General features: G+C 58.5%; 25 protein-coding genes. 3 read left to right on the top strand and 22 right to left on the bottom strand.

Annotated elements, in window-relative coordinates; translation table 11 throughout:
• Positions 1–310 precede the first annotated feature (310 nt).
• The 4 genes from CAG44_RS29085 to mobH all read right to left on the bottom strand — a co-directional run bounded on the left by CAG44_RS29085 (position 311) and on the right by mobH (position 5,804).
• Positions 311–2,089, bottom strand: a complete 1,779-nt coding sequence (locus CAG44_RS29085; protein WP_256575232.1) for a hypothetical protein — start codon at positions 2,087–2,089, stop codon at positions 311–313.
• Positions 2,079–2,564 carry a hypothetical protein gene (locus CAG44_RS08055; RefSeq protein WP_085663849.1) on the bottom strand — a complete coding sequence of 162 codons (486 nt, stop codon included), beginning with the start codon at positions 2,562–2,564 and terminating at the stop codon, positions 2,079–2,081. The genes CAG44_RS29085 and CAG44_RS08055 overlap by 11 nt, the downstream gene beginning before the upstream one ends.
• Complete coding sequence (locus tag CAG44_RS08050; protein ID WP_085663848.1) at positions 2,561–3,718, bottom strand: dsDNA nuclease domain-containing protein; 1,158 nt, start codon at positions 3,716–3,718, stop codon at positions 2,561–2,563. Before CAG44_RS08050 ends, CAG44_RS08055 begins: the two co-directional genes overlap by 4 nt.
• Positions 3,719–4,085: 367 nt before the next feature.
• Entirely contained in the window at positions 4,086–5,804 is a 1,719-nt protein-coding gene (mobH, locus tag CAG44_RS08045; RefSeq protein ID WP_085663847.1) for a MobH family relaxase, read from the bottom strand.
• A gap of 222 nt (positions 5,805–6,026) precedes the next feature.
• Between mobH and CAG44_RS08040 the strand changes: the two genes are divergently transcribed.
• Entirely contained in the window at positions 6,027–6,221 is a 195-nt protein-coding gene (locus tag CAG44_RS08040) for a hypothetical protein (protein ID WP_085663846.1), read from the top strand.
• Between the two features lie 125 nt (positions 6,222–6,346).
• Complete coding sequence (locus CAG44_RS08035; protein ID WP_085663845.1) at positions 6,347–6,712, top strand: histone-like nucleoid-structuring protein, MvaT/MvaU family; 366 nt, start codon at positions 6,347–6,349, stop codon at positions 6,710–6,712.
• An 84-nt stretch (positions 6,713–6,796) separates the two neighbouring features.
• Here CAG44_RS08035 and CAG44_RS08030 read toward each other — a convergent pair whose 3' ends face one another.
• Together CAG44_RS08030 and CAG44_RS08025 are read right to left on the bottom strand one after the other, a co-directional pair.
• Positions 6,797–7,735 carry an ArdC family protein gene (locus tag CAG44_RS08030; RefSeq protein ID WP_085691873.1) on the bottom strand — a complete coding sequence of 313 codons (939 nt, stop codon included), beginning with the start codon at positions 7,733–7,735 and terminating at the stop codon, positions 6,797–6,799.
• Between the two features lie 704 nt (positions 7,736–8,439).
• Positions 8,440–8,805 (bottom strand): DUF3085 domain-containing protein, encoded by a 366-nt coding sequence (locus CAG44_RS08025; RefSeq protein ID WP_085663843.1) that lies wholly within the window; start codon positions 8,803–8,805, stop codon positions 8,440–8,442.
• Between the two features lie 453 nt (positions 8,806–9,258).
• Here CAG44_RS08025 and CAG44_RS08020 point away from each other — a divergent pair, with 453 nt between their 5' ends.
• Positions 9,259–9,621 (top strand): hypothetical protein, encoded by a 363-nt coding sequence (locus tag CAG44_RS08020; RefSeq protein ID WP_085663842.1) that lies wholly within the window; start codon positions 9,259–9,261, stop codon positions 9,619–9,621.
• Between the two features lie 4 nt (positions 9,622–9,625).
• Here the strand turns inward: CAG44_RS08020 and CAG44_RS08015 are convergent, their stop codons facing one another.
• From CAG44_RS08015 to CAG44_RS07940, 16 genes are all read right to left on the bottom strand, one after another.
• Complete coding sequence (locus tag CAG44_RS08015) at positions 9,626–11,164, bottom strand: conjugal transfer protein TraG N-terminal domain-containing protein (protein ID WP_085663841.1); 1,539 nt, start codon at positions 11,162–11,164, stop codon at positions 9,626–9,628.
• 9 nt (positions 11,165–11,173) lie between these two features.
• Positions 11,174–11,479 carry a hypothetical protein gene (locus CAG44_RS08010; protein ID WP_085663840.1) on the bottom strand — a complete coding sequence of 102 codons (306 nt, stop codon included), beginning with the start codon at positions 11,477–11,479 and terminating at the stop codon, positions 11,174–11,176.
• Positions 11,476–12,831, bottom strand: coding sequence for an integrating conjugative element protein (locus tag CAG44_RS08005; protein WP_085663839.1), 1,356 nt, complete (start codon positions 12,829–12,831; stop codon positions 11,476–11,478). Before CAG44_RS08005 ends, CAG44_RS08010 begins: the two co-directional genes overlap by 4 nt.
• Complete coding sequence (locus tag CAG44_RS08000) at positions 12,831–13,808, bottom strand: TIGR03756 family integrating conjugative element protein (protein ID WP_085663838.1); 978 nt, start codon at positions 13,806–13,808, stop codon at positions 12,831–12,833. Before CAG44_RS08000 ends, CAG44_RS08005 begins: the two co-directional genes overlap by 1 nt.
• 222 nt (positions 13,809–14,030) lie before the next feature.
• The gene (locus tag CAG44_RS07995; protein WP_085663837.1) at positions 14,031–16,772 is read right to left on the bottom strand and encodes a conjugative transfer ATPase; all 2,742 of its coding nucleotides are present in this window, start codon (positions 16,770–16,772) and stop codon (positions 14,031–14,033) included.
• Complete coding sequence (locus CAG44_RS07990) at positions 16,772–17,191, bottom strand: TIGR03751 family conjugal transfer lipoprotein (protein ID WP_085663836.1); 420 nt, start codon at positions 17,189–17,191, stop codon at positions 16,772–16,774. Before CAG44_RS07990 ends, CAG44_RS07995 begins: the two co-directional genes overlap by 1 nt.
• Positions 17,154–18,662, bottom strand: coding sequence for a TIGR03752 family integrating conjugative element protein (locus CAG44_RS07985; RefSeq protein ID WP_085663835.1), 1,509 nt, complete (start codon positions 18,660–18,662; stop codon positions 17,154–17,156). The genes CAG44_RS07990 and CAG44_RS07985 overlap by 38 nt, the downstream gene beginning before the upstream one ends.
• Positions 18,652–19,458, bottom strand: a complete 807-nt coding sequence (locus CAG44_RS07980; protein WP_085663834.1) for a TIGR03749 family integrating conjugative element protein — start codon at positions 19,456–19,458, stop codon at positions 18,652–18,654. Before CAG44_RS07980 ends, CAG44_RS07985 begins: the two co-directional genes overlap by 11 nt.
• Positions 19,458–20,096 (bottom strand): PFL_4703 family integrating conjugative element protein, encoded by a 639-nt coding sequence (locus CAG44_RS07975; protein ID WP_085663833.1) that lies wholly within the window; start codon positions 20,094–20,096, stop codon positions 19,458–19,460. Before CAG44_RS07975 ends, CAG44_RS07980 begins: the two co-directional genes overlap by 1 nt.
• Complete coding sequence (locus tag CAG44_RS07970; protein WP_085663832.1) at positions 20,093–20,494, bottom strand: TIGR03750 family conjugal transfer protein; 402 nt, start codon at positions 20,492–20,494, stop codon at positions 20,093–20,095. The genes CAG44_RS07975 and CAG44_RS07970 overlap by 4 nt, the downstream gene beginning before the upstream one ends.
• 7 nt (positions 20,495–20,501) lie before the next feature.
• Positions 20,502–20,879: a TIGR03745 family integrating conjugative element membrane protein gene (locus tag CAG44_RS07965; RefSeq protein ID WP_085663831.1), complete on the bottom strand. Its 378-nt coding sequence runs from the start codon at positions 20,877–20,879 to the stop codon at positions 20,502–20,504.
• Positions 20,880–20,894: 15 nt separating this feature from the next.
• Positions 20,895–21,134, bottom strand: coding sequence for a TIGR03758 family integrating conjugative element protein (locus CAG44_RS07960; protein WP_041167230.1), 240 nt, complete (start codon positions 21,132–21,134; stop codon positions 20,895–20,897).
• Positions 21,121–21,465 carry an RAQPRD family integrative conjugative element protein gene (locus CAG44_RS07955; protein ID WP_085663830.1) on the bottom strand — a complete coding sequence of 115 codons (345 nt, stop codon included), beginning with the start codon at positions 21,463–21,465 and terminating at the stop codon, positions 21,121–21,123. The genes CAG44_RS07960 and CAG44_RS07955 overlap by 14 nt, the downstream gene beginning before the upstream one ends.
• Positions 21,466–21,594: 129 nt before the next feature.
• Positions 21,595–22,017, bottom strand: a complete 423-nt coding sequence (locus CAG44_RS07950) for a helix-turn-helix domain-containing protein (protein WP_085663829.1) — start codon at positions 22,015–22,017, stop codon at positions 21,595–21,597.
• Between the two features lie 445 nt (positions 22,018–22,462).
• Positions 22,463–23,620: a S9 family peptidase gene (locus tag CAG44_RS07945; RefSeq protein WP_085663828.1), complete on the bottom strand. Its 1,158-nt coding sequence runs from the start codon at positions 23,618–23,620 to the stop codon at positions 22,463–22,465.
• A 91-nt stretch (positions 23,621–23,711) separates the two neighbouring features.
• Complete coding sequence (locus CAG44_RS07940) at positions 23,712–24,659, bottom strand: LysR family transcriptional regulator (RefSeq protein WP_085663827.1); 948 nt, start codon at positions 24,657–24,659, stop codon at positions 23,712–23,714.
• Positions 24,660–24,844: the final 185 nt, after the last annotated feature.

Here is a 24,844-nt window from a genome sequence, read left to right as displayed (position 1 = left end):
GGCGCTGGGAATCGCAGTCTTCGCCTTCGTTTACAACGCTCCATCCGCGGCAACACCGGCAGTCCCTGCTCCAGCAACAGCCCCCGCAAGACCGCAGCCAGCAGCCAACGAACCGCCACCCCAACTGAAACTGGTGCCAGTACAGAGAACTCCAGCGAAGCCGCCAGAGACTCCCTCAGTGAGCTTTGACCGAGGGATCTTTGCCATGCGCATAGAGGCAATAGTGCCGCGCAGTTTCGCGAGTACGTAGAGGGCAGCCTAGGCACCATGGCCGGCCAAATCCCTCCGGCATGGATGCCTCCAATCCCTTTTAATCCATCAGGTTCTGAAAATCGCCCAGATACATCGGTTGCTCGAAACCGCCGAATCGTGGGAGCCACTCTGCATCCAGATTTGGATCAATTTCAAATCGATAGCTGGTTGTTGAGAATACAATCTGCGCATCGTTTTGAGTAGCGATTAATTTCAGGCGTTTAAAGTAAGCGTCCAAATCTTCTGAGTGGATTTCTTGTTGGCGTGGCGTGTCAAAGATTAGCGTGCGAAATGGCGAGTTTGGATCGGAAGTGCAAATTTCAAACAGAGCGGCATGGAAGGCCAGGACCGTACGGGCTTTGGAGCTGCCTTTGATGATCCCAATTTTCTCTGTTCCGAGAACTGGCTTGAGGTCTGAGTCGATACGGATGTCTCTAGATATGTTTTTTGAGTTCAGCGTGTTAAGCCAGTCGGCCATTTTTTCGGCCAGGTTTCGCTTAAATCTTACCACCTCAAGCGATTGCTCTCGTTGTGGGCCTAGTGATTCCTGTTCCGTCAACGTTTTGTTGCGGCGATTTTGGAGTTCAAAATGCGACTGTTCTTGCGCTTGATATTTTTTGAATTTGGTTTTTTCCAGTTCAAGCTCGAAAATCTCAGACGCAATTTTGCTGATCGCTTCGATAAACATTTCGATGCCAGCTTCGCGTTCTGCTAAGCCACGCTTTTCCGAGAGCTCAGAGATTTGTCGTTCAACCCAGGATTTTTGGGTGGCAATGGCCTCGGCCTGCTGTATATTTGCAGTGCTGACAGTGTCGAGGTCTTTAATTTGGTCGCGTAGGTAGAGCAGGCTCTTTCCATATGAGTCCGCGCTTACCAAGAACATCCCACACGATGGGGTAGTGCAAATTTCGCTGAAAGACATGAATGCTCGGCGAGCTTCCTCATTCAAGTCTAGTGTTTCGATCTCGCTTTCGATTTCCTGCCGGATTTGTGCAGAGCTCTTTATTTTCGCCTCAAGCGCCAGTTGTTGGGTCGTCATATCGCGGTGTTGGCGTCTCATCTCGGTGATAAGATGATCGAAGCTGTTTATGGTCTCGCTCCTGATATCCTTGGTAGATTTAAGTTCATCGAGCCTTGATTTAAGCGCTGAAATTTCGCGATCTGTATCCGTCTCGTTTTTTTTGGTTGGAGAAAGATCTTGTCGAAGGCGATCAATAAGTTTTCGGCTGTCATTGATTGTCTTGTCTAAGTATTCAAGTTCTTGTTTTAGAGCAATTGATTTTTTCGCGCTATCGAACGAGCTTCTGGCTGGCAGTCCTACTGCCAGGCGAATCATTTCAGCGTACTGGCCCTTGATGAAGCTTTGGCGTGCAGGTACATAATAGTCTGAGTAGCCAGTATCTTGGTCAAGATAAAAAAGGGGCAGAATGGCTGAGAAATAAGGGATGGTGCTGGTGTTGCCGTTGGTGGTGAGTCTGTCATCACGAAGGCCCAAGACTTTAAGCATGAACCTGGAAAAGTCTTCTTCGTTGTAAAACCGATTAATGGTTCTCTCAGCGTTGCTTACGGTAAGGTCAAACTTTCCATCAAGCCTTCTGCTGAATGATAAGATCTGGCCTTTGATGAGTGTTTTAAGAGTGACTTTCGACGTGTTACGGACGACGTCCTCTCGGAATTGAACCTCCAGCCCGAGGCAGAACATAATCGACTGAATGAGAGGGGTTTTTCCGCTACCGTTAGGGGCGTAAAGCTGGGTCACGGCTCGGCCAAAAACTAGCTCTTCGGAAGCCCAGCCTCCGCCATGGCTTGGAGAAAACTGGAGGGATTCAAATTTCATCAAGCTTGGCCTCAATGTCACGTTCTTTACAGATGTTGCGGTACGACCGTTTTATAGTCAAAAGCGCTAAGCAAAGCTGGCTCTCTTGGTTGAGTACTTTGTCAATGAATTTTTTGCCGGAATCACTTGTCTCGATCCGCGAGGTGCTCTTGTTTACGGATACCAGACCGGTATCTTCCAAGAAGGTGAGGGCTTTAACCGTTCTCACACGAAGGTTTGCAGACCAGCCAAGCTCTTGAGTTGAGCCTTTAAAGCTCGCAATGCTTTGCTCAAAACAGGTACCTATGAGCATGCCTATGTCATCTCGTTTTGGTTTTGCACGGCTACCAGCTAACATCACGATGGTTAAGGCAATTAGCGGAATATGAAAAAGCGTCTCGTTACCCAATACATCTCGGTAGGGCCTGGTGGAGTAGGATGTTCTAAGGTGCTGCGATTCCGCCCGCGCGACCCTCATAACTTCTTGAAAATTCATAGCAGCTCTTCCTTGACCATGTCAGATAACACCGCTCCGAATACCAGCCCATCCTCTAGATCCATCCGCCCAGATATTCTGCATAGCTCTGATCTGAGATTTTCGACGGCGCATGTGATTGTATCCATGTCAATCCTACCGTTGGATAGCTTTTCCGCAAGCTCGCCGATCTTACTCTGCATTTTTAAAAGTGTGAACTCTTGTATGGAGTGACGGTTTACTCTATACCAAGCCTCCCATTGAGACTTAAATTCTGCAAAGCTGTTGATGGTTTCTTCTTTGAAGTTGTTGCGTTGTAGCATTCGCTGAAGAATGGATACGCTTTTTACCGCGTTAGGGTCGCCCCCAGATTTTAGTAGATGGTACGCAGATCGTGAAAGTGCGAGGATGTCCAAAAGGTCATCAACTGCAATACTGGCCTTTTCATTCAGGATCTCCTCGGTGATCGTGCCATCAAGCTGATATGAGGACTTATCTTCAATAAGAGAGAGGAGTTGAATGATGATTTTCTGAATTTCTTTGGGGTGAAGATTGATTTCGCTATATTTGTAGATTTTGCTGTGTGCGTTCGATAAGAATGAATCGTCTTCTTCGTTGAGTATCTGCTTTCTGGGCTCTAGTGAAAGATGGGACAAAAAACGTAGAATTTCTTTGTCCGTTTTTGCAGATAGGCTGGGGATCAGTTTTTTTGTTTCGCTGATCAGCGTTGGGGTAATTTTGCTGGATGAGATCCCGGAGTTTGCATCTGCAATCAGGGTTTCTACCTCGTCGTCAAAATTTACATTAGTACATATGACCACGGATAAGCAGGCATCCCCAAAGCTTTCAATGTGTAGTAGTAGTTTTCCTGCAAAACTATTCGCTAAGTCGTGCTCAGCATTTTTTGGTCTTTTTTTAATCCCGAATATTTCCAGGATATTGTATAGGTGGTTTTGTTTGGTCTTTGTTTTTACTTGAACGAATCGGTATCGAGTGCCAGTCTCGTCAACCAGCTTGACTACATAGTCCTCATGGAAGTCACAGAACACCCGGTCGACAGAACTGCTTTCCAAAAGCGCCAGGCATTCTAGGCTAGCTGCTCTGAATTGTGCTTTAAAGCGATGAATTGTATCTCGCCCGTTGAGCTCGCGGGCTTTTACGTCATGAAGTTTCATAGAAGGCACTCAATAGCTCAGCGCTTTTCAGGAGCCGGACTGAGACGGTTAGCACTGGAAAGAGGTTGAGCGATGAGCTCCCCCCCAGGTTGGCTAGGAAAGGATAAAGTCAGCTTACAGGCGCCTGAATTGGGGCAAGCCTTGCAGAGGCGTACTGCTAACGTATCAGCGTGTGCTGGTGAGCTGCGCGTTGGGGATAAGAGAAAAGGTGGCATGCAAGATCGCATCCGCTGCAATTGGCCCTGATACCCAGGCCTTGTCCGTTCTGATCTCAAGCATCATAAGTAGCAAAACGCCATCAGTAAACGTCTTCTTAGCTCTTTCGAACCTTCACGCGGACGTATCCGGAGGCACCTCTAACTTGTTGCTAATGATTTAGGCTCAGGAAAGGGTTGTCCGTAGGTGCCGGATCCTGCAGCCCCTGGGCGCTATGCAGGAGGTAGCCATTGAGGAGGGACTTTTTGCGTGGTCCTTTTACAGAGCACGACCAGATATTTTGCCCGCCTGGCCGCTTTACATGCATGCCCAGCTTCTCAAAATGGCGTTGAATTTGCCGCCAGGGTTCTTCCTGATCGCTTCCTTCAGGGTGCCCTGGATGGTCAGCAACGTAGCGTTGGAAAATGCCCGGTGTGACTAGGAAGAATGTGCCATCCACGGTATGCACTTTAGCTTTACTATCGTTGACCACTAACCGATGACTGCGAATGCCCTCCCGCAGCCATTCGATAAAGGCTAATCCCTCGGCGTCCTGCTCCGGCGAAGTGGTAGGCCGGAGGCCTGCTGCAGTTGGTCCCGCCTGAAGCTCGGCCGGCTCCTCGAGCATGCCCATCAGATCGTCGAGGTAGTCGAACTCCTGATTCAGCGGCACAGCGGCGGGCTGTTGTTCTACCACTGCAATCTGCGGCCCAGCCAGGGCCGACTGCCTGGCTTCATCAGACGGCAGGGGTGGGTCCATGGTCGGCTCAACGGTGCCACGGAAATATTCGGGTCGGGGCGCATCTGCCCAGACCAGGCTTGGCTGCAGGCGGAGAAAGGTAAAGCGATACTGCCAGTCACTGTCCGTGACAGTGGCGCTCCACACCGCTTTGCCTTCCGGTGTCGCCTCCACCAGTCCATGGGACTGCAGTTCATCGAATAGAGCGATGTTGGAGGAGGGGATGCCGTCCACAGCCTGAGCCAGCAGATGCGCCCGCAGCCTGTCGGTAGTGGTCTTGCTGACCAGCCACAGGTGGTCTTCGGTGAGCCAGCCGGCCGCGCCGGGCTGGTTGAGCTTGAGCTCGTTCTTGACCAAGTGGCGCAGACCCGTCAGCAGATGATGCTGCAGCGAGTGCTTGGGCGCCTGCAAGGCCTTTGCGGGATTGCCACCGATGTTTTGCGCGGTGGAGACACGGTCTGCCTGCAGCACCAATTCCCCGAGGGTCCCAGCGTGCTCGTAGTGGTCAGAGAGCAGAAACAGCAATTGGCTCCACAATTCGGAAAAGCTGCTGAGCCAGTCGAGCAGGGCTGGCGGCAAGAGTTGCGTATAGAGCAGCCCGGCCGCGGCACCGTGCAGCTTGTAATCGCGGTCGGGGTTGTAGCGGAAACGATAGGGCTGGTTTATGGGACCGTGCCAGGGGTGCCAGCGCACTGCGTTCTGGTACTCCACTTGCAAATCGACGGCGATTTTGCCGATGTCATGGAGCAGGGCACCGTAGGCAATCGCGGCGCTCCAGGCATCGGCTTGTGCCGCCTGGTCTTCCGGTGCCGCGCCGCTGGGGAGTAGGTAGGACTGGCGTAGCTTCAAGCTGCAGGCCACCAGCTCCAACCCGTGATCGAGCATGCCCCCAGGATAAGCGTGATGATGGCTTTCACTCGCCGGGAGTTGCTGTACGTAGCGGGCGTAGCGACGGATGGGCTCGAGGTAGAGCCGATCAAACTGCGCTTCGGAGAGGGCCGTGTACTGCCAGATGCGTTCGAGCAGCTTTCTCCGGTGATCGGCGGCGAGCAGAGATTCGGCCGACTGGGGAAGCAGGAAGCCCTCGGCGATGGGCGTGGGAGTGGGCTCTGCCGCCTCACCTTTTTGAAATGTTAGCCACCAGCGTTTCATCGCATGACCTGCTGTTCGTTCGGGAGGTCCTTTTGCCTTTTCGGATAGAGCTCTTACCCTTGCGCCCCCTTCCATTGCCGCCATTACCCTTTACCGCCCTGGCCCTTTTCACGCGTGTGATAATTCGAAGCCAGGTCCATCGGGATCGGCGGCCGCTCGGAATAGCGGTCCCTTTGTTCAGGGCGTAGACTGCACGGCGTGATTTCTAGAGCTGGGGCGCTGATGACGTTGAGTGATGCGGTATTGGTCGTGTTATTGGCTGATCGGCTTGATGGCACGGATGCGGCCATCCGATCTGCGGCCAAGCGCTGTGCGAAAAAACTACCCCGCAGCCAGCGCGATATCGTGTTCAAGATCGGGAACAGCGCTAATCCGAGGCAACTTGTGGCGCACCTGTGTCAGCATTTGCCTGATTGAGCGACCAAGCGAGGTCGTTTTAACCGGCACCTTGCAAGAGCGCGTGCGCTTTAAGTAAACCCTCGGCTAAATCCGCAGTCTCAGTTATTATCCCAGCACTTGTCCCACGCCTAGAAAGATTATTCATGTCCAAACTTGCCGAGTTCAAAGCACTGGAAGCGCAACTGGCCGCGCAGCTGCAACAGCTGGATGCCATGAAAAACGACTCCGGTTTGAAGCAGGAAATCGAGTTTGAACAGAAACTCAAAGCGTTGCTGGAACAGTACGGCATGGGCCTGCGCCAGGTGATCAGCATTCTGGATCCGGCCAAGGGCTTGAGCGTAACGACCGCGAGTGCGTCCAGCAGCAGCCAGCGCAAGCCTCGCGTGGTGAAACGCTACAAGCATCCACAGAGCGGCGAGGTTGTGGAAACCAAGGGCGGCAACCACAAGATCCTCAAGCAGTGGAAGCAGGAGCATGGCTCGGACACCGTCGAGAGCTGGCTGCAGTAATCACTGGCGTCCGACGGCGGCGGCTGCCGCGCAGCGGATAAAACAAAGGCCCCGGAAAGGGGCCTTTTTGCTGGATGAGTGGAATCACACGGTGAGACGAGTTGGCATATCAGTGGCTTGATCAGACTGCAATGCCAACAGGTACTCAGAAGCTTCCCGAGCCTGACCACTGGCGCGGAAAATGGCTCGTTTGTCTTCCTTGAGTATCTTCAGCCAGGACGCCAGGTATTCCTCGTGACGCAACTCACCTGTGGTACCGGTGAGTGCGCAGAGAAACGCGGCGCCCATTTCTGCGACCAGCTCCTCGAAGGCATACGCCGTAGAGCCGAATGCATGCCCGCCGGTGATACCTTCACGGTTCAGACGCGACCGGTGGCCCGACCAGTGCGTCAGCTCATGCAGAGCTGTTGCGTAGTAACTGCCGGCGTCTTCGAACTGCGCCTTCGTTGGCAGTTGGATCACATCACGAATCGGCTGATAGAACGCGTCATCGCTGTAGCGATGCTCGATACGCGCCCCGCTGGCGACCAGCAGTTGCTTCGCCGGTTCATGATCGATGAAGGTCGCGGGCTCAGTGTGCTTGGTGGAGGCTGGCTCCTCGTCAGGCAAGCCTTCGGTCTGCTCGACGTTGAACAGGCAGTGCGTGCGCAGGAGTGCGAACTGCACCCATTTGATGTTGCCCTGTTCATCGCGAACGACCTGGCCGTCCTCGTCATGCGCCTCCTTGCTCATCGGTTTGTACAGTACCGCGAGGGTGGATTGCTCGCCTTTGCGCACATGGCCTCCGGCTTTGCGCGCCTGGTTGTAGGTCAGCCAGCGATCTTGGGTGAAGCCTCGCAGTCGCGCATCTGCCCACAGTAGCGGAATGTTGATGCCGGCGTAGGGACGCCGAGTGATGGCGTTGATAGGAAAAGGCCCGTCAGCGCTTGAACCTGTGGTGGTCCAGGGCTTGATCCAGGGGATCACGCCTTGGCTCAGGGCGCTGACGATTTTGTTGGTGACGTCCAGATAGATGTCGGACATGACGTTCTCCGATTGTGAAGGGGAACGCCACCCCATCCGGAAGGTGTTCCCGGTTGGGGTAAGGGCAGAGGAAGTGCTGGTGTGTCAGAGGACTGTGAGATCCACCGAATGCTCAGCTGGCAAGCGGATGTGCAGGAAGGAAGGGGCGCTACGTGGCGTGATGTGGGCCAACTGCAACAGCGAAAGTTGTTCGGCCGCAGATGGCGCGACGCCCTGTGGCAACTGAATGTGCAGATCAGTTGGGGAGGGTGACGAATGAATAGCAGCCGCCAGAGCACTAGTGAGCAGGATGGACAGACGTTGTGCTACCTGATCTGCGGAGACGTTTCCTGGGCCAGGCTTCATGAGTTGCTGCCATACGCCAGGACTGAGCACGATGGCCGTGGAGAGGCTGCAGTGGCTTGACATGAGTACCTCCGGAGTAGATCGCGCGAGCACCTCAGTCGAAGTGTGGCGGGGCTTAGTTGCTGTAAATATTGCAGCGAGCAGGGAGTGCCTAAGCAGTAAAAAACCTGTGTTGAGCGGTGGTCAATGGCCACTCAGGAACATCACAAATAAGCCTATCCAGAGCGTTCCAAGGAAGGCTGGGCGCTTTAGCTTTCTGATAAATGGCGACCTCGGATGGGGCGGAAGGCAGCCGGAAAGGCGCTTCCAGAGGTCCCGACAGCGAGCCCTCTGAAAGCGCCTGTGACTTAGGTCGGTGGTTATGATTTTCCAGTCGGCTCGACCTCGGCGGCCAAGTACAGGTGGGTGGAGGTGGCTTCGACCACCAAAGATCCTGCTGTCCCGCGAAGACTGGCCAGGACAGGATCTTCGATGTCGAAGTACTCAGCGAAATCGTCACCGCCGAATTCGTCTTTAGCGCGATTCCACCAGGTATCGAAGTCGTCGACCTCGGGGTTGCAGCCAATGGCATACGCCACTCGCTTGCGGCCGCTTCCATCGGGTTTGCTCTCGCCGATCTCGGCCATCAGGTAAACGCCGTGATCCTTGACCAGCATCACTTTGCAGCCATTGATACCGGCCTCGGCCAACACCGCGTGAAGTTCAGAGCCTGTGAAGCGCAGCATGATGAAATCCTCCAAGAGGTGCGGAGGAATGCTTCCCGTGCGGGAGAATTCCCAGCACTGGAATGGTTTGAGTAGGCGCGTCGAAGATGCAGGCTTTGGAAGCCTGGGGATTTAGAGGGCGTTCATCACCGCGGGAACGGTGACCATGCGAGCTGCCGAACGCGAATCGCATTTGGGGACAACCATCACATGTGTGACGTAGCCTCGAAGGTTATGGCTACCTGGGTGCTGGAAAACCAGCGTTTGCAAAGTTCGTTTAACAAGCGGCTCAGCGGAGCGTCAAGGGCGTCTTATGTGAGTCAAAGCGATGTGAGTCCGGGGAGTGCCACCAATGATCACCACTACTAAACTAGGCGATCAGCGGTCATTGAAATCGGCGGAAGAGGAGTAAGCTTTAGCTTGGATCCAAATTCTCTCTAGCTCGTCATAATGAGTAGAGAAGGGTGGTGTTGAATGACTCATCAAGCCTCTTCGATTGCCGGTCATACTACTCTTGGCAGGCATTTAATTCGCGCTGCTGCTCGCACAGGGCGCGTGGCAAATCAGCTCGAAACCCGCATTCTGCGATCTTCTTTGTTGGCTTTTGTACCGTTCCAGTATCGAAAGGTAGGCATCCATATTATCAAATTGGTGCTGGTGCTTGCCGTTGCATCCGTTGCGTTGTTCCTGGCGATTGGGATGATTGCGATATGGGCCTTAGCCGCACTGCCCATTTCTGAATCTTGTGATGATGAACCCGGGGTGCATGAAGTCAGTCATCCGCAGCATCAGCACAAGTACCCAGAGCTGTATGACGAATTTGGCTCGCTCAGATGAGCCCCTACTTCATTTTCTGAACTCCAGTCATGAGGTGTGATGAACCTTTTCCGGCTTGTGTCTGGGCAGCCTCTGTCCCTCTGGTGAGGAGGGTTTGGATGCCGCTCCCTACGTTGTAGCCTGCCCAACTCATAGCTCCGATGAAAAGCATTGGCAACAGCACAAACATCGCGCCCATCACATATTCGATCACCTGCGCGGTAACCGTCCCATCCATGAGTCCTGCTGTTGGTAACGACAACAACGCTTGGTCTGTGGCAGAGACCTGGTTGTACAGGGTTTCGAGCATGCTCGAATCGATCCAGCGCGCGAGCTCCCACCAGAACGTCAGCATGTGCAGGGTGAACAGCGCAAACGTGATGGTCATGAGCGCCTTGAGTTGGTAGGTGCTGATCAGCAGCACCAGTGGCAAGCTGATGATCGTGCCCATGATCAGGAATGCCTGAACCATCGGTAAGGCTGCACGCAAGGCATTCATCGCCGGGAAATTGCTGAACGAGCCCAGGGCCAGGCCGGTGTTGGTGGCCAGGTTGTTAAGCCCTTGCGTCAGTGAACCGCCCCGGGCACTGCTGCCGTAGTCCTGGAATACCTGCCCGGGTGCCATGCTCAACGATTGCTGCCGTGGGCTTACCAATTCGCGCAGGGTGGCGTCTTCAATCTCAGTAGAAGTGCGCCCGGTCAGCCAGCCTCGCAGCTGCGACAGCAACGACGGATCGACCTTGGCCACCAGGCGATCACGTAAGCCGACCGTGCCATCGCTCCACCACTGCTTGCAGGTGGGATAACCAGCACCGTTGTCGAGCTGGGGCAGGGAGGTATCTCTCGTCTCGTCGTATGGCCAATCGACCCTGGGCATTCGCGAGCGATCGGTATCGTAGTAGCCCGGTGTGTTGAGCAGGTAGGTCGAGCCGATCCAGGACGCGTCATAGCTCTGCGCTTCGTCGAGTTCGGGTCGATTGGTAAACAGCCGTGAGCGCGAAAAGCCGTAGCAGTCCCGGGTGAAATCGGCGACCTCCTGCAGCAGCACCTGGTCGTTGATTCGTGAGCTGTCGATCTCCATGCGCATCGCACGGATGTCAGGTGCGCAGGGGATCGATGCGGTCGCGGCGGCGGTGATGCCCTTGCTCATGGCATGCACCAGGAACCACCACACCGGCACGTTCGCTGACTTCTCGCCGATGGTGTTGAAGGTCGTGCCCCAAGCCGTTTCCGCAGGTTTGGCCATGGAGACGCCACAGCGCTGGCTCGCAGCATCGTCAAAGCTTACGGAGGACAGGTTGAGCGGAAAGAACGGCATGCAGCCAAACAATATGACCACGTAGCTCATCCACAGCCGGTTCTCGACACGGGGGATCGACAACAACCCCTTGTTGCCCTCGTCGGCACCCTGTTGGCGGGCCGACAGCCATTCCTGCAGGATGATCGCGCCGAACGGAGCGGCGAACAGCCCGGTGTCCGCCAGCGTGTTCCAGATGCCGTTATTGATGATCCAGGCCAGCAGCGAAAGGTAATACTCGAGGTAGCTGTTGGTGCTCATGTTCATGGTTGCACCTCACACGCGAGACAGTTCGACCAAGATGATCGAGCTGAAGCCGATCAATCCCAGGCGCTTCAGCCGTTGTTGATCTGCAGGCGTGGGCCGCCTGCGCAACGCTGCGGCCCACCCGGTAAAAATCAGGGTGTACAAGAGCGCACGCCAACACACGAAGTAGGGCGTTGTCCCTCGCGCAGGTTCGAGCCAATTCAACTGGGCCACGGACAGGTGCAGCGCCATCCAAGCCATCAACAACATCCCTAACATGGCGCCGAGGATCATCAGCACACGTGCGAGCGTGGATTTCACCGAAATCAAGATCATGGCGTGCTCCTCTCCTGTTCGGCTCGGCGCAAACGGTCCGGCTCCGGATCACGCTGATCGATGTTGCGCGAGGCATCGGCGCCGCCGGCGTGGCGATCGAGGACCAGGCTGGCGGTGTTGGTGGCCAGCGACTGGCGTACCTGTAGCTCGGTTTGCAGCAGGCGGATCTCGCGCTCCAGCGTTTCGACGTTGCCATTGAGGGCGCTGGTGGCGGGCTGTGCTGAGGCCACGTTAGGCTCATGGCTGCCGGCAAACAGCGTGCGCTGCAGCAGCATCGCCTTGTAGATCACGCTCGATAGTGCGGTTTCGCTGGCCAGGCGCCGGGCCAGCAGGTTCTGGTCGGGGTCGTCGCGCAGCCCCTCGATGACACTGCGGGAGACCTGCAGCAACGGGCTAGAGACTTTGCCCAGGTTCTCTGGTGTCGGCTGCTTGGCACCCGATACCATGCGTTGCAAGCCTTCAAGGTTTTCCGTGTAGATCTCCTGGATCAGCGGCGACAGGCCGGTACCGGCAGTTACTCGCAGCGTCTCGCAGTCGTCGCAGGTCTGCACCTCGGTTTCCCCGAGCACACGCGTCGCCCACTCGGATGCCTCCTCAGGACTCGACCAGGCTTGGCAGATGGCGCCATTCTGGCAACCCGAACCAAGGGCCGAGGTATCCTCGACCGCCCGGTTGTGCAGCAGGTTGTAGCCGGCTTTGACGACGTCCGACGTCACCCGGATGGGTTGCTGGCCGTTGCCTCCGGCTTTCTGCCCACCGACCCAACTGACGCCGTTGTTGCCGTTATTGGATTCGGTGTCCCTCACCGCCGTTACGGCATCACCGCCGGACTGCTCGAGGTTGTGCTGCATTTCCTGGTTCTGCGCCAGCGCGCCCCAGCCGGCCTGGTCGACCTTGTCGGCCATCTTCGCCGCCATTGCCTGGCAGGTGAGCTTGGATCGGTCGAAGTCGATCCGTCCCTGCAGAACACCATTGCTCAGCAGCTCATACAGCCCGGGGTTGGCGCGCTGGATGATCATCGCCGGCAGCGACATCACTGCCTGTGTGGCGTTCTGGATGACGTTGCCCATGATCTGCTGGAAACCCTGCGTGGCGCCATTGAGCTGGTTCTGCAGGGTGTTCGAGAGGTTCATGTTTCCGCACATCATGTTGGCGCGCCATGACATGCCCACGCCAAGGCCATTGGGTCGGTAAAGTGAGGAGGGAGCTCCTGCCGCCGAACCACCGCCGATGGTGTACATCACCCGGTCATCCAGGACCGGTGCCTGGTCACCCAGGTGGTAGCCGTTCTCGGCGGCGTGGCCCACGGCATAGACGAGGAAGCACAGCAGACCGAGCGAGAAGGTCTTCATCATTGGCCTCCGTCAAAATCGATGCTGAACAGGAATGTCTGGCCCATGCGCTGGCAGCAGCGGTAGGGTCGCCACAGCGACCAGGCATAGGCGCCGTCGGCGCTCTGGATCGTTGGGCTGGGGAAGATGGCGCAGGTGCTTTGGATCACCGGCGCGAGCATTTGCCAGCGGTGGTTGTTGACGTTGTTCTCAATCACCGGCTGCGGCGGCCAGTAGCCGGGAGCGGGCATCGGCTGCAGCGGCCGATAAACATGCGGCTGGCCAGCGCGGGTGATGAAGTCACTGGCACGCTGAGCCATCACGGCAGCCGCCTTGAAGTCGTCGGGCTGCACCAGAAATCCGTGGCGTGGGTAGACGCTACCCCACATGTCGCCGAGTGCCTGGTTGCCGATCTCGCGCATTCCCGGCACCAGTACCTGCGGGTAGACGGATTCGGGAATGGCCTGGCGCCACGCCAGCGGGTCGAGGGTACTGAGGTAGTAGGGTGCAAACGGCACGGCACCGCTTGGGCACGCATAGCCGAACGTGTGCGCCAGGGCGGTAAGTGCAGCTCCGCCAGGGTGCCCGACGCCATCGACATTCTTGAACCGTGGCAGGTTATCGCGTTGCGGCGAAGGCGTGATCAGGTTGCCACCGCCTTGTGATGCTGGCGTCGGCGTCGACAGTGCCGACATCTCGCTCCAAGGATTGCCGCCGGTATCGGCGTAACTCGACACCACCAGCTCGGGAATGAAGTGCCGGACCTTCGGCGAGGTGCGCACCGTGCAGCCGAACGGCGTGCACAGCAGCCAGTAGCAGATCCCGACGACCCGGTACTCCAGGCACTGCAGCGAAGTGACGGAGGCGATGATGGTCGGGGTGGTCAGTGCCAGGCACTGCTCGGCGGCGATGAGCAGAACCGCCGCAGTGAGCGCACGACTTCGGCCGGTCTTGCTGGGCTTCGGTGATCTGCAGGCGGTAGAGGCGGTCAGGTTCATGGGCAACGCTCGGCAGGTGGCAGCGGTGTGCATCCATGCGCCAAGTTTCAGCATCCCGGATCCGGCACTGGAGGACGGGAAACAAACTGAGCCCGGGTTTATCGATTTCGTCTGGCGGCTGATCTGGCAGAGCTAGTCAGGCAGATTACCGAAAGAGTACAAATGTGCTCTTGCCGATTTTTTGCTGAACTAAGGGCTTGCGAACAGTCCTGGCGGTATCGGTCACACCATCTCACGCAGGTAATCGATCTCCGCTGCGACCTGCAGGGCGGCCTCCAGCTCGGACTGCTGGTGCTCCTCCATCAGTCGCCAGCGTTGGGCTTTTTCCTCGGGCTCGGTCATGGCCAGTGCGAGGTACAGGCTCGGCGGCACCGCGCGGAACAGCGTCTCCAGGTTCTTCGACAGAACCACGCCCTCGGTGTATTTGCCTGAGGCTTTGCTCGCGGAGAGCAGCAGCGCCTTTTGCGCCGGCGTCAGTTTCTTGAAGCGGGCGATTTCCTCGATTTCCGCCGGCGGCATGTTCAGGCAGATCCACCACTCGATCATGTTGAGCATGGTCTGCGCCGAGTCGGGGAAGTCGGCCAGGTTCTGCGTGGCCAGCCAGAACCAGGCACCCAGCTTGCGCCACATCTTCGTTCCCTTGACTACAAAGGGGGCGAGTAGCGGATTCTTGGTGATGATGTGGCCTTCGTCTGTGACCATGATGATCGGACGCCCGAGGTACTGGTCGCGCTCGGCCAGGTTGTTCACCGTGTTCATCAGGCTGATGTAGCTGATCGACATCTGCGCCTCGTAACCCTCACGGGCGTAGGTGGCGAGGTCGACTATCGTCACATCGCTCTCTGGCCAGGGGGTGCCGGGCCGGTCAAACAGGGCGCCCTCGAAGCCCTGGCAGAACAGGTCGATGGACTCGGCCATCTCCTGGGCGCGTTCCCGGCGTTTGTCAGGCAAATGGGCGTCGCTGGCGACCTGGCGCAGGGCATCGCGGACATGACGGGTCAGCACCTGTTGTTCGGTCGCTGCACAGTGCTGGGCGGCATCAAGGATGCACTCGCGGATCAGGCTGCGATCCGCGCGGGTCAGGCGTGCCTCTTCCTTGGCTTCACCACCGGTGATCATCAGCCGGGCGGTGATCTCCAATTCGCCCAGCACATCGCGCTGCTCATCACTGTCCGGCGCAGTTTCATCCAGGTCTTCGGTCGACAGGCTGGCCACCTGATCCGGGTGCTCGATCAGCCGCCGGGCATGGGCGAACGGCGCCAGGCTGACATCACTGCCTGGTTTGAGCTGCACCTTGTTGACGGACAAACCGAGTGTGGCGAAGTAGTCGCCCTGCAGGCCAAAGGAGTTGCCCGCTTCGACAATGAACAGCCGCGGCCGGTACACGGCCATGACCTGCATCAGGATAGAGACCAGGGTGGCTGACTTGCCAGCGCCGGTCGGCCCGAACAACAGCAGGTGGCCATTCATCGAACGGTCGAAACGTGACAATGGGTCAAACGACAGCGGTGCACCGCCGCGGTTGAAGAAGGTGATGCCCGGATTGCCGGTACCGATGCTGCGACCCCAGAGCGGCAACAGGTTGGCAACATGCTGGGCGAACAACAGCCGGGTGTACCAGTTGCGCGTGTCTCGGACCGGGTTGTAGATCATCGGTAACCAGCGCAGGTAGCTGTTGCACGCCGCCACTTCATCGCCCTCGCGCACCGGATGCAGGCCGGCGCCGAGCAGCACGTTGGCAGCCTGGACCGAGCGCTGGCGCAGTTGCTGCTCATCCGCACCGCGCAGGTACAACGCCAAGGTGCCGCGGTACAGCTTGTGCTGGCGCCCAATCAACGCGCGGGCTTCTTCCACGTCTTGGCGGGTTTGGGTTGAGGCGAGGTTCTCGCCGATGGCTTTACGTGCTAGGCGGTTGAGCTGCTCCTCGAGCACATCCTGGGGAGTGATCACTAGGGTCAGGCTCATCACCGCCTGCTCGGGTAATTGATCGAACAAGGCGTTCAAGGCTTCGCCCTTTCGCGTTTCGCCGGTCAGCTGGCCGATATGCGGTGGCCTGCGCAGCTTGTCGACCACCATCACCGTATGAGGTTGTTGATCGAAGTACCAGAGGCCCTGTTCGCTATCGGAGCGCGGTTCCTGGAAAAACAGCCGCTCGGCGAAATCGTGGTCGAACGGCAGCGGCAGCTCCTGGCCGTCGTCCGTCTCCGGATAGGGCACCCGTCGATAGAACGCCGCGGGGGATTCGCCGGTGAGAGCAGGGGACGGGTTGAACCAGGGCAGCAACCAGGCGTAGAAGTCGCGTCCGGTCAATCGTCTAGGGCTGACCCCGCAGGCCTGCAGCGAGGCGACCAGGCGGTCGCAGGTGCGGCTCAGCAGCTGAGTCGGGCTCTGCCCGTCTTCGTCCCCCTGGTCTCCGAGCCAGCGGTAGACCACCAGGCGAATCCGCCGATTGCTGCCGCGCCAGGGCAGGTGGGACACGACATGGTCGTCGAACAGCCCCCCAGGTTTAGCGATGGCGTCGAGGTGACGCTGCATCGAAGCGAGGAAGGCTTGGGTAAACGGTGTGCCGCGAGACCTCGGCGCGATATAGCGCTCCAGGCGTTCGAGGTACGGAGCAAAGTCACTGTCGTCCTGGCAGAAGAACTGCACCACCCAGGGCGTCTGGTCCAGCTCGTCGAAGCTGTCCTGCAGCGCATCTTCCAGGGCGTCGCGGGCCGCCATCAGCCACTCGGGCTCACGGCCCTCGGTCCCGATCGGCTGCAGCTCGAACACCGCGCCCACCGAGCGGTTGTCGTCGAGCAGAAAACACTGCTCGTCATCGAGGTACTCGACCCAGGGCAAGTGATCGGCAAAGCTGGGATTGTGCGCATACTGTGCGGCCTCGTCGGCAAGCGTCGCGCGCCGGCCCTGTGCCGCGCGCCAGGGCTTCCAGCGTGGCGGGTCGCGACTTGCGTCATCGGCCATCACAGATCGTCCAGGCGTTCGCCGGGCAGCGCGTACTGGACCTTCTCGTACAGCGAGAACACCGTGGAGTAGCCAGGTACCGGTGCCTGCTGGGTACCGGCCAAGTGCGGGTACACGTACATGACCAGGTCCGGATTGGGCAGGCGCGGGAACTGGGCGCGGATTTCGTTGGCAGCCGTTCGCGTGTAAGCGCTTTGGTTGCCTATCAGGCGCTCAGGGTCGAGCACAGGACGGCGCAGTTCGCCACGCGCTTCCTGCAACTGCTCCTGGGAACCGACGGAGCCACCGCCGTTCCAGATGTCCAGCATGGTTTGATCTCCGTGGGGCAGCATTTCCTCCTTGCCGGTGGAGCAGCCGGCCAGGTGCAGGCCGAGCAGCAGGCTAATCCAGATCCAATACCGAGACGGATGGGCTTTCATGGTTCACTCTCCGGCCTTTGGGTTCGTAGTCGATGTTGATTTCGTGGTCCAGGTGCAGGGCCACTTTGGCCCCGGGCGGTACGTAGATCGCGGCGAAGGCTTCGCCGTAGAGCTTGTTGATCCACTCACGGATGTCGCCGATGCCACCGCTGATCACCGAATTCAGCGCGCTGTTGCCACTGTTCTGGGTCAAACCCAGGCTGCCGCTGGACGAATTGATGAACGAGGTGTTGGTCTGCTCGCTGCCCAAGGCCGCGGCGAAGCCGGCGCCGGCCGCGGTGATCAGGCTCTGGCTGCCCAGGTATTGCTGGGCGTTGGAGCGGCGCTCGCCGGAAATGCAGGGAATGCCGTAAGGGTCGGAGATGTAGCCCACGCCACCACGGATCTTCTCGGTGCCCGAGGTCTGGTTGCTGCTGCGATTGCGGCTGACGACCTTCTGCGGCTGCGGCACTGTGCGGACAGTACCGTCGTTGAAGACAAAGGTGATCGATTCGACCTGGCCGCGCACGCAGGACAGCGTCCAGTCGCCGGTAGCGGTGCCGCTCATGACCGCGCCGACCACGTCCGGCAGGTCGATGCCGTTTGCGGTGAGGTTGTCGGGCCCCACCAGCACCTTGAACGGATAGGGATCGTTCACCGTGCCGTCCACCGGTACTCGGCCAATCAGCGCGGTCATCGCTATCGAACCGATCAACGTCGAGTTCTCGGGGATGGTGTAGACGGGCCTGGCGCCTTCGGTACGGCCCTGGGCGTTCCCCAGGTCACGTTCGCCTTTCGCGACGGCACGCAAGCGGTCCTGGCCGCGGTCGATGGCGTTGTTATCCAGACCATGCAGATCCTTGAACCTCGAGGTCAACGACGACAGCGGCCCGTCGGCTGTGCCGGTGTCCTCTTGGCCGGCGCGTGCATTCGACGGTTCGATCCATTGCACTGCGTCGGCCGCCGATTGCGCAGCCGAAAACTGTTGCTCGTCGCCCGGCTCAAGGCCAAAGCCTGCGGGGAGATCCGACTTCGCGGCCGGCTTGTTGGTGAGTTGGTCCTTGAGCCTGGACAGCAGGCCCTGGGTTTCGCGTTGCTGCTGTTCGGCCTTCTGCCGGGCATCATTGGCCTGCTGGCGCTGCTCGGTGACCTGCTGGGTGACGCTTCTCAAGGTGCTCTGGATGCGCGTGTCGATATTGCCTTCGCGCGAGCGCAGCCGGTTGTTCTCGGTCTGCAGCGCATCGTTGCCTTTCTTCAGCGTCTGCATCTCACTGCGCATCGCTTTGACCTGGCCGATCAGCGTCGCTACGGTGTCGCGTGGGGTGTCGCCCGCGATGCCCAGGGCCTTGGCCTGTTCCGCGCTGAGCGTGGTCTTGTCTGGATCATGAGCGGGCTGGCCGTCCGGAGCAGCCATCCAAGATTTGAAGATGATCAGCACGATGCCCAGCAGGACCCCGGGTACCAACCACTTCAGCAGGCTGTTAGCTTTCATGATCGGCAGCCTCCGGTTTTGGCGGGGGCAACAGCAGCGCGTGCTTCAGGTCACCGCCGCGGGTGACGAGGTAGGCCACGGTGGTGTCTTCAGGCGTGCCCGCGAGACCAAGGTCTGCGTGCTGAAACGTCGCGGCGTACAGCGTGGCCTGCAGGTGACGCGGGTCTAGCGCGACCTTGCCGGGCCCGCGATTCACGATCTTTACCGCCGTTACCCAGTAGCCGCCCAGCCGCCACGCTGCAAGCGCCTTGATCGAAACCCGTTCGGTCGGCAGCAAGGTGCTGAACGCGATGGAGTCGCTCAGCGGTACACGCCGTACACCGGGCAATGGCGCCACGGTACGCAGAGGCGCATAGAGGTTCTGCGCAGCATACCGGGTAAGCACCACCGGGATCGGCGTCGCCGCAGGTGCGGCATCCTTCGCGACTTCCATGTCTGGCGACTGAGCCTGGGCCACGATCTTGACCGGTTCCAGCGCCTCGCTGCCCTCAAACGCCTCGATATCGATCAGGATGATGTCGCCCGTTTTTACCGACTGCAGCTGCAGCCGGGTAGGAGGGAGCGTTTCGGCGGCGCGCAGGTACACCGTACCCGCGACGGACTGTACGCGGAGCTTGCTGGCGATCGCGCTGGGCAGTCCAACGCGAACGTCTTCATCGAGCATCAGGACCCGCTCCTGGCCCACCGTGAGCGGAACGGCCAAGGGCAAGCGTTCCCAGTATTTGACCTCGACGGCGCCGACCGCTGAACACCAGCCGCTGGCCATCACCAGAATTAGGATCAAGACACGCATCATCACGCACCTCCCGGCAGTGTCAGCTTCTGCGGTGTGCCTTCGTAGCAGTCCAGCGCCAGGCCCCACTTATTGCGTTCAGGGTCGACGTCGAGGCGCACCACGCGCAGCGGATAGCGCACCACCACGCGTTTCACCGGCTCCGCGGCGTAGTATTCGTCGGCGTTGAGGTCGAGCTTGACCAGCCAGCTGTGCTTATCCAGCTGCTTCACACGTAGATCAGGGTCGTCGCTGTAGCCGCGGCCCAGCACCTCATACACCCCTCGCACCCGGCCACGCAGTTCGCCGGCAGCCTTGCGGTATTCGAAATCACCGTCGAAGAACGTCTTGCAGGCTGGTGTCAGGTAGGGCTGCAGGGCAAAGATCGCGCGGTGGTAGTCGACCTCACCGTCGGTGGGCCAGCGGTTGAGTTGGCCGAAGATGTACAGGGCGAAGGCGTAGATGTTCTCGGGGGGCACATCCCACCATTTGCGCGTGCTGCCGGAGCGCAGATCAGGTGGTACGTGAATGGTGAGTTCGGAGGGCGCGGCCTGCCAGCCGTACCACAGCCCGCAGCACAGCAGCGCCAGGATTGCCACGGCAAGGCGCAGGCTGAAAATATGCGCCTGCTGCGCATCCACCTTGTTGCGGAAGCGGCTCATGGGTTGGCTCTCCTATGCCGGCGCGTACGGCGCACGGTCCACGGCCCCGAATGGAGGATCAGTTGGTGGATACCGATGCCCCAGTGCACCGCCAGGTGCCACTGCAGGCGCCGGTACAACCAGGTTTCGGGGCGGGCACGCTTGGCCCGGCGCAGCAGCTTGCCGCCGCCGAGCAACACCAACGCCATGCATAAGAACATGCAGGTGGGTAAAGTCGCGATGGAGGCGGTGGCCACCGCCAGCGGCGCACCGAGGATCACGCCCAGCGCGGCACCGGCGATCAGGGCGACCCACATCTCGTCGTTAGTGAGGCCGCGCAGGACGGCCGGGTCACGGTTAAGTCGCTCCGGCAGGAAGGTCAGCGTGCCGTCAGGCAGCGTGGCAGGGGTGTCGAACATGAGGACCTCACAGAATCGTCGCGGCTTTGGTGAGGAACCACAGGATCACCACCACCAGCAGCGCGCCGACGCCGACTACGGCGCCGAGGTCCTTCCAGGTCTTGCGCTGGTTCTGCACGTCGGCGTAGACGGTGAGCGAATGCCAGGCCACGCCGAGGAAGGCGAGGGTGGCGATCAACAGGCCGAGCAGGATGCCGCCATCGTAGGCGTAGTTCTTGATGGTATCGATCAGTCCTGAACCTTCACCCCGGGAGGGCGCTTCCATGGTCGGCAGGTCGGCCCTGGCGAACGTCGAACTCAGCAAAACCAGACCGCCGAACAGGGCTTTTGAACAGGTGCTCCGCAGCAATTGAAGCGAGCGGTGGCAATGGTGGAAGAGTTTCATGGCAAGGTCTCCGGGTTACGACAGCATGAAAAACATCAGCACGATCAGGGCGAGGGCCAGGCGCAGCGTGCTGCCGCCGAGAGCGCCAAAATTGAGGTTGCCGGCCGCCCAGCCGCGGTAGCCGGTCCAGAGGGCCCAGGTGCACCAGAGCAACGCGAGCACCAATACCGAAGAGCGCCACAGCACCGAGCTGAGCTGCGGGGTGAACCCGGCCACGGCGGAGAATGCGCTGAGTTGGGCGTCAGTCATGCTCATTGGACGGGCTCGAGTGGGGCGCGTAAGCACGATAATTACCAGCCAGTTCGACCAGGTCGGCCGGCTGCGCGCGTGAGGGCGATAGGTAGTTGTTGATGCCGTGCCGCACGCGCTCCAAGTCCTCGATTAATCTGGAGTAGTCGAAGCGATAACGATCTCGGTCAGTGCCGGTGGTGCCGGTGGCGCTGCTGCGTGCTCTATCAGCCAGCAGCGCGATGGCATCGATCTGCCGCTGCATCAGGCCAAGATCGGAGCGTTCGCGCACGTCCTGAGCGGCGGCCGTGACGGCAACCAAGCAGATGATGAGTAAGGGGTAGGGGGAAAGCATCATGGTGAAATCCAGCTGAGTAACTGGTTTTCACAATGACCAGTTAGGCTGGCGGTGGCATGCGCTAAACGGAATGTAGAGGGTTCGGTTTTGTCGCACCGGCTGGGCGGCCGCTAGCTGGGGCGAGCTGCCTCAGTCTGAAAAGGGCAGCTCCGGTTGCATCGCGCCTACCTGCGTGGCCCTTGGGGCTTTGGCGGAGGAGCGCCGAAGTGCACGAGGTGCTCTACCGATTACAGGTTCATCGCCCAGCGTAGCCCGAAGACCTGGGATGCACCCATCTTGTTCCAGGTCCCTGATTTCATCTCGGAGCGTCGCAATGAGCTCATTGGCTGACTGTCCAGTATGTTCGCTCAAGGTCAACGTGAGAATTGCCAGTGGGCTCAAGTTCAGCCGTTCGCTGAGCTGCTCCAGCTTATCGAGGGTGATACTCGACCGACCAGCTTCCAATTTGGACAGGTAGGTGCGGCTGGTGGTATCGGCAAATTCCCGTTGAGTGATATTTCGCATGCCGCGCATTGCCCGCAGTACATTTGCAAACGACGACTTGAGCGTCATGAGGTCACCCGCGAGGCTTGGTCATTGAGCAGCATTGAAGTGCAAAGTCATCTGAGTGAGCAGACATCCTATCTGCCCAGACGGGTGTTCGCCAAGGGTACTTGCGCTATACGCGGTGGCAGTTTGGGTGGGGCTTGTAAGTTATTGGCTTGATCGACAGGAGCCTCATCCCTGGAAGGCTGATGCTCCCGGAAGCCGTTGCAAGATGGGAACAGCGCACCACGCCTGAAGTATTCCCTGCAGCACTGAGGTGAAGAGATGTCTTCATTTTCTGTCTGGCACCACTTGTTGCTTTTTCAAGACGCGCTCTGGTGGTTTAGCAATGTCTGCAATGGGTCGATTGCAGTCAGTCGTGACTGACTGAATCGCCCCTGATTTCCTAGGCACCTCCAAACGTCATAATGAAGCTAGGAAGTGCCTACGAATAACATAGGCAATCCTGCGCTCAGGCGAGACGACCTCCGAGGGTTTCAGCAACCCAGTCGGCTATAAAATGACCAGCGTTGATGCTGTTGTCGAAGCTTGAGTGCTGGACTCCACCGGTACGCTCGTCGAAAATTTTCAGCTCGCGCTTCGGGCTGTTGATCAGTTGCTCATAGGTGCGTTCGGCCCACTTCACTGGAATTTGCGAATCTTTCGAGCCGTGGGTAACCAGGAATGGAACCTTGATGCGATCTAGGACGCCGTCCAAGTGCACGTTCTCGGCGATGCGCATGAAGTCCTCCATGTCCTTGGCTCCCCATACCCACTGCACGTGAGCCCAGTAGTGCGGTACCGGGAAGTTACCTTCCTTCTCTAGACGGCGCTTTTGCACATCGCGCCAGTCGTGGTTGGCACCCCATACGACGCCGCAGGCGAAGCGTGGTTCGAACGCCACTGCGCGCGGACAGTAGTACCCGCCGAGGGATACGCCTTCCATGCCGATTCGCTTGGCATCGACGTCGCCGCGGGTCTCCAGCCAGTCCACCACGCGGCTAGCCCAATGTTCGCTGTCGTATCGCGCAGTCAGGTGGTGCAGGCGCAGCGCCTCCCCGGTACCCGGCTGATCGATGATCAACGAAGACACGCCACGCTTGGCCAGCCAGGCGGGCAGGCCGACGCGATATTTCATTTCCTTGGTCGAATCCAGTCCGTTGACTTGCACCAACAGCGGAGCCGGCCCCGTGACACCTTCGGCGCGTACCAGCAGGCCGGATAGATGGACTCCCTCGTAGGGTATTTCTACCCGCTCGCAGTTCTCCTTGGACAACTCGATGCTGCGCGCGAAGGTTTGTAAAACGCGCTGATAAAGCGCTTCGCGACCAGGAGCTCCATGAGCCTGAAGGCGCTCGCAGGTGAGGTAGTACGTCGAGGCCCGGTTGTATTTCTCGCCAGCTGAGAACATGCGCCCAGCGGCTTCATCTTCCTCGGCCATGCTGCACAGCTTGTTGGCCATTTTTGCCCACGTCTCGCGAAAAGCCGCAGTACCGGCGGCATCCGGATGTTTGGCAGCTTCGGCCAGCGGCTTGCACATCTCTTCGATTTCACCGATGCGTGCGCCCATCTCGATGGCCAGGTTGACGGAAAGGTCCCAGACGTAATTGGTAGGGAAGTAACGGAACATTCTTATTGTCCTTTAAGTTCGTCTGACACGCCCAACTTGTAGGCGTAGTGCCGAGTCACCTTAAGGACCCACGCGCCGAGTAGGCTAATCGTTACTTCGGATGCGAGGTATCGCGTTCTGCGATGCCTGGAGCCGCGTGATCGACCGTCTTGATGAATTCGTGAATGCGTTCACGTAGCCATCGATGCATGGGATCTCCGTCCATGCTGCGGTGCCAGAGCATGAATTCACGCATGGCCGGAATTTTCACGGGCGTGGGCAAAATGCGTAGTGGCAGGTATTTAGCATAGAGATATGCCAGCCTACGGTGCATGGTGGCGATGCGCTGGGTGCCGACCACCAATTGTGCAACGGTATTGAAGTCGTGAGTGATCACTTCCAGGCGACGATTGAAACCGTACTGGTTCATGAACCATTCTTCGATACTCGAGCTGCGGTTGCGACCGAAGCCTACTGAGATGTGCCCCAACTCCATGTATTGTTCAAGCGACAACTGCTCACCCACCAATGTGTTGCCCGCCCAGACTACGCAGACGTGCTCTTCCTCGAACAGCAGATGCGAGGGGTGTCCTTCGATTACATAGCGTTCCGGGACGATCATTAGATCGATTTCACCACGTACCAGTAAGTCGCCATCGTTGGGCGCGATCATGTCGAATGTGATGTGAGGTGCCTGTTCGTGAATCTTCTGAATCACCTGTGAGAACAGCACAGTGATCAGATAGTCGGACGCCATCAGCTTGAAGTGCCGTTTACTTGAGACCGGATCGAACACCTGTTTCGTGGTGATGGACGAACGAATGGTCAAGAGTACTTCGCGCACCGGTTTGGCGAGTTCCAAGGCATAGGGGGTAGGCTGCATCTTGCGGCCGACTTGCACCAGTAATTCGTCCTCGAAGAATGTCCGCAAGCGACCTAGAACACCACTGGTGGCGGACTGAGTCATGTGCAGGCGTTCGGCCGCGCGGGTGATGTTCTGCTCTTCCAGCAGCACATCCAAAGCGACCAGCAGGTTCAGGTCGAGATGGTTGAAGCGCATGTTCATTTTTCCGGAATGTTGTATTTATTTTCGAGATACATTTGCCGCCAACTATCGTTTAGTCAACCCTTTCTGCTCACTCCTCAAGCCATGGCGCCTGCGAATGTGCCTTGCGCCATGTATTGCGTTTGCCGATACGTCTCATCCCTACACACGATTGGTCCACATCGTCGGCTTCCTCCATC

It is taken from the genome of Pseudomonas sp. B13(2017) (genome assembly GCF_002113245.1).
Classification (GTDB): Bacteria; Pseudomonadota; Gammaproteobacteria; order Pseudomonadales; family Pseudomonadaceae; genus Aquipseudomonas; species Aquipseudomonas putida_Z.
This window is presented reverse-complemented; position numbering and strand designations above follow the sequence as displayed.

What these genes read in the sequence shown, in the direction of transcription:
- CAG44_RS08005 (WP_085663839.1), bottom strand. Translation starts at nt 12,831, where the DNA reads ATGAAGACCTTCTCGCTCGGTCTGCTGTGCTTCCTCGTCTATGCCGTG.
- CAG44_RS07960 (WP_041167230.1), bottom strand. Translation starts at nt 21,134, where the DNA reads ATGAGCATGACTGACGCCCAACTCAGCGCATTCTCCGCCGTGGCCGGG.
- CAG44_RS07985 (WP_085663835.1), bottom strand. Translation starts at nt 18,662, where the DNA reads ATGAAAGCTAACAGCCTGCTGAAGTGGTTGGTACCCGGGGTCCTGCTG.
- CAG44_RS07975 (WP_085663833.1), bottom strand. Translation starts at nt 20,096, where the DNA reads ATGAGCCGCTTCCGCAACAAGGTGGATGCGCAGCAGGCGCATATTTTC.
- CAG44_RS08030 (WP_085691873.1), bottom strand. Translation starts at nt 7,735, where the DNA reads ATGTCCGACATCTATCTGGACGTCACCAACAAAATCGTCAGCGCCCTG.
- mobH (WP_085663847.1), bottom strand. Translation starts at nt 5,804, where the DNA reads ATGAAACGCTGGTGGCTAACATTTCAAAAAGGTGAGGCGGCAGAGCCC.
- CAG44_RS29085 (WP_256575232.1), bottom strand. Translation starts at nt 2,089, where the DNA reads ATGAAATTTGAATCCCTCCAGTTTTCTCCAAGCCATGGCGGAGGCTGG.
- CAG44_RS07970 (WP_085663832.1), bottom strand. Translation starts at nt 20,494, where the DNA reads ATGTTCGACACCCCTGCCACGCTGCCTGACGGCACGCTGACCTTCCTG.
- CAG44_RS07990 (WP_085663836.1), bottom strand. Translation starts at nt 17,191, where the DNA reads ATGAAAGCCCATCCGTCTCGGTATTGGATCTGGATTAGCCTGCTGCTC.
- CAG44_RS07980 (WP_085663834.1), bottom strand. Translation starts at nt 19,458, where the DNA reads ATGATGCGTGTCTTGATCCTAATTCTGGTGATGGCCAGCGGCTGGTGT.
- CAG44_RS08000 (WP_085663838.1), bottom strand. Translation starts at nt 13,808, where the DNA reads ATGAACCTGACCGCCTCTACCGCCTGCAGATCACCGAAGCCCAGCAAG.
- CAG44_RS08035 (WP_085663845.1), top strand. Translation starts at nt 6,347, where the DNA reads ATGTCCAAACTTGCCGAGTTCAAAGCACTGGAAGCGCAACTGGCCGCG.
- CAG44_RS08015 (WP_085663841.1), bottom strand. Translation starts at nt 11,164, where the DNA reads ATGAACATGAGCACCAACAGCTACCTCGAGTATTACCTTTCGCTGCTG.
- CAG44_RS07945 (WP_085663828.1), bottom strand. Translation starts at nt 23,620, where the DNA reads ATGTTCCGTTACTTCCCTACCAATTACGTCTGGGACCTTTCCGTCAAC.
- CAG44_RS07955 (WP_085663830.1), bottom strand. Translation starts at nt 21,465, where the DNA reads ATGATGCTTTCCCCCTACCCCTTACTCATCATCTGCTTGGTTGCCGTC.
- CAG44_RS08055 (WP_085663849.1), bottom strand. Translation starts at nt 2,564, where the DNA reads ATGAATTTTCAAGAAGTTATGAGGGTCGCGCGGGCGGAATCGCAGCAC.
- CAG44_RS08010 (WP_085663840.1), bottom strand. Translation starts at nt 11,479, where the DNA reads ATGATCTTGATTTCGGTGAAATCCACGCTCGCACGTGTGCTGATGATC.
- CAG44_RS07950 (WP_085663829.1), bottom strand. Translation starts at nt 22,017, where the DNA reads ATGACGCTCAAGTCGTCGTTTGCAAATGTACTGCGGGCAATGCGCGGC.
- CAG44_RS08025 (WP_085663843.1), bottom strand. Translation starts at nt 8,805, where the DNA reads ATGCTGCGCTTCACAGGCTCTGAACTTCACGCGGTGTTGGCCGAGGCC.
- CAG44_RS08020 (WP_085663842.1), top strand. Translation starts at nt 9,259, where the DNA reads ATGACTCATCAAGCCTCTTCGATTGCCGGTCATACTACTCTTGGCAGG.
- CAG44_RS07940 (WP_085663827.1), bottom strand. Translation starts at nt 24,659, where the DNA reads ATGCGCTTCAACCATCTCGACCTGAACCTGCTGGTCGCTTTGGATGTG.
- CAG44_RS08040 (WP_085663846.1), top strand. Translation starts at nt 6,027, where the DNA reads ATGACGTTGAGTGATGCGGTATTGGTCGTGTTATTGGCTGATCGGCTT.
- CAG44_RS07965 (WP_085663831.1), bottom strand. Translation starts at nt 20,879, where the DNA reads ATGAAACTCTTCCACCATTGCCACCGCTCGCTTCAATTGCTGCGGAGC.
- CAG44_RS07995 (WP_085663837.1), bottom strand. Translation starts at nt 16,772, where the DNA reads ATGGCCGATGACGCAAGTCGCGACCCGCCACGCTGGAAGCCCTGGCGC.
- CAG44_RS08050 (WP_085663848.1), bottom strand. Translation starts at nt 3,718, where the DNA reads ATGAAACTTCATGACGTAAAAGCCCGCGAGCTCAACGGGCGAGATACA.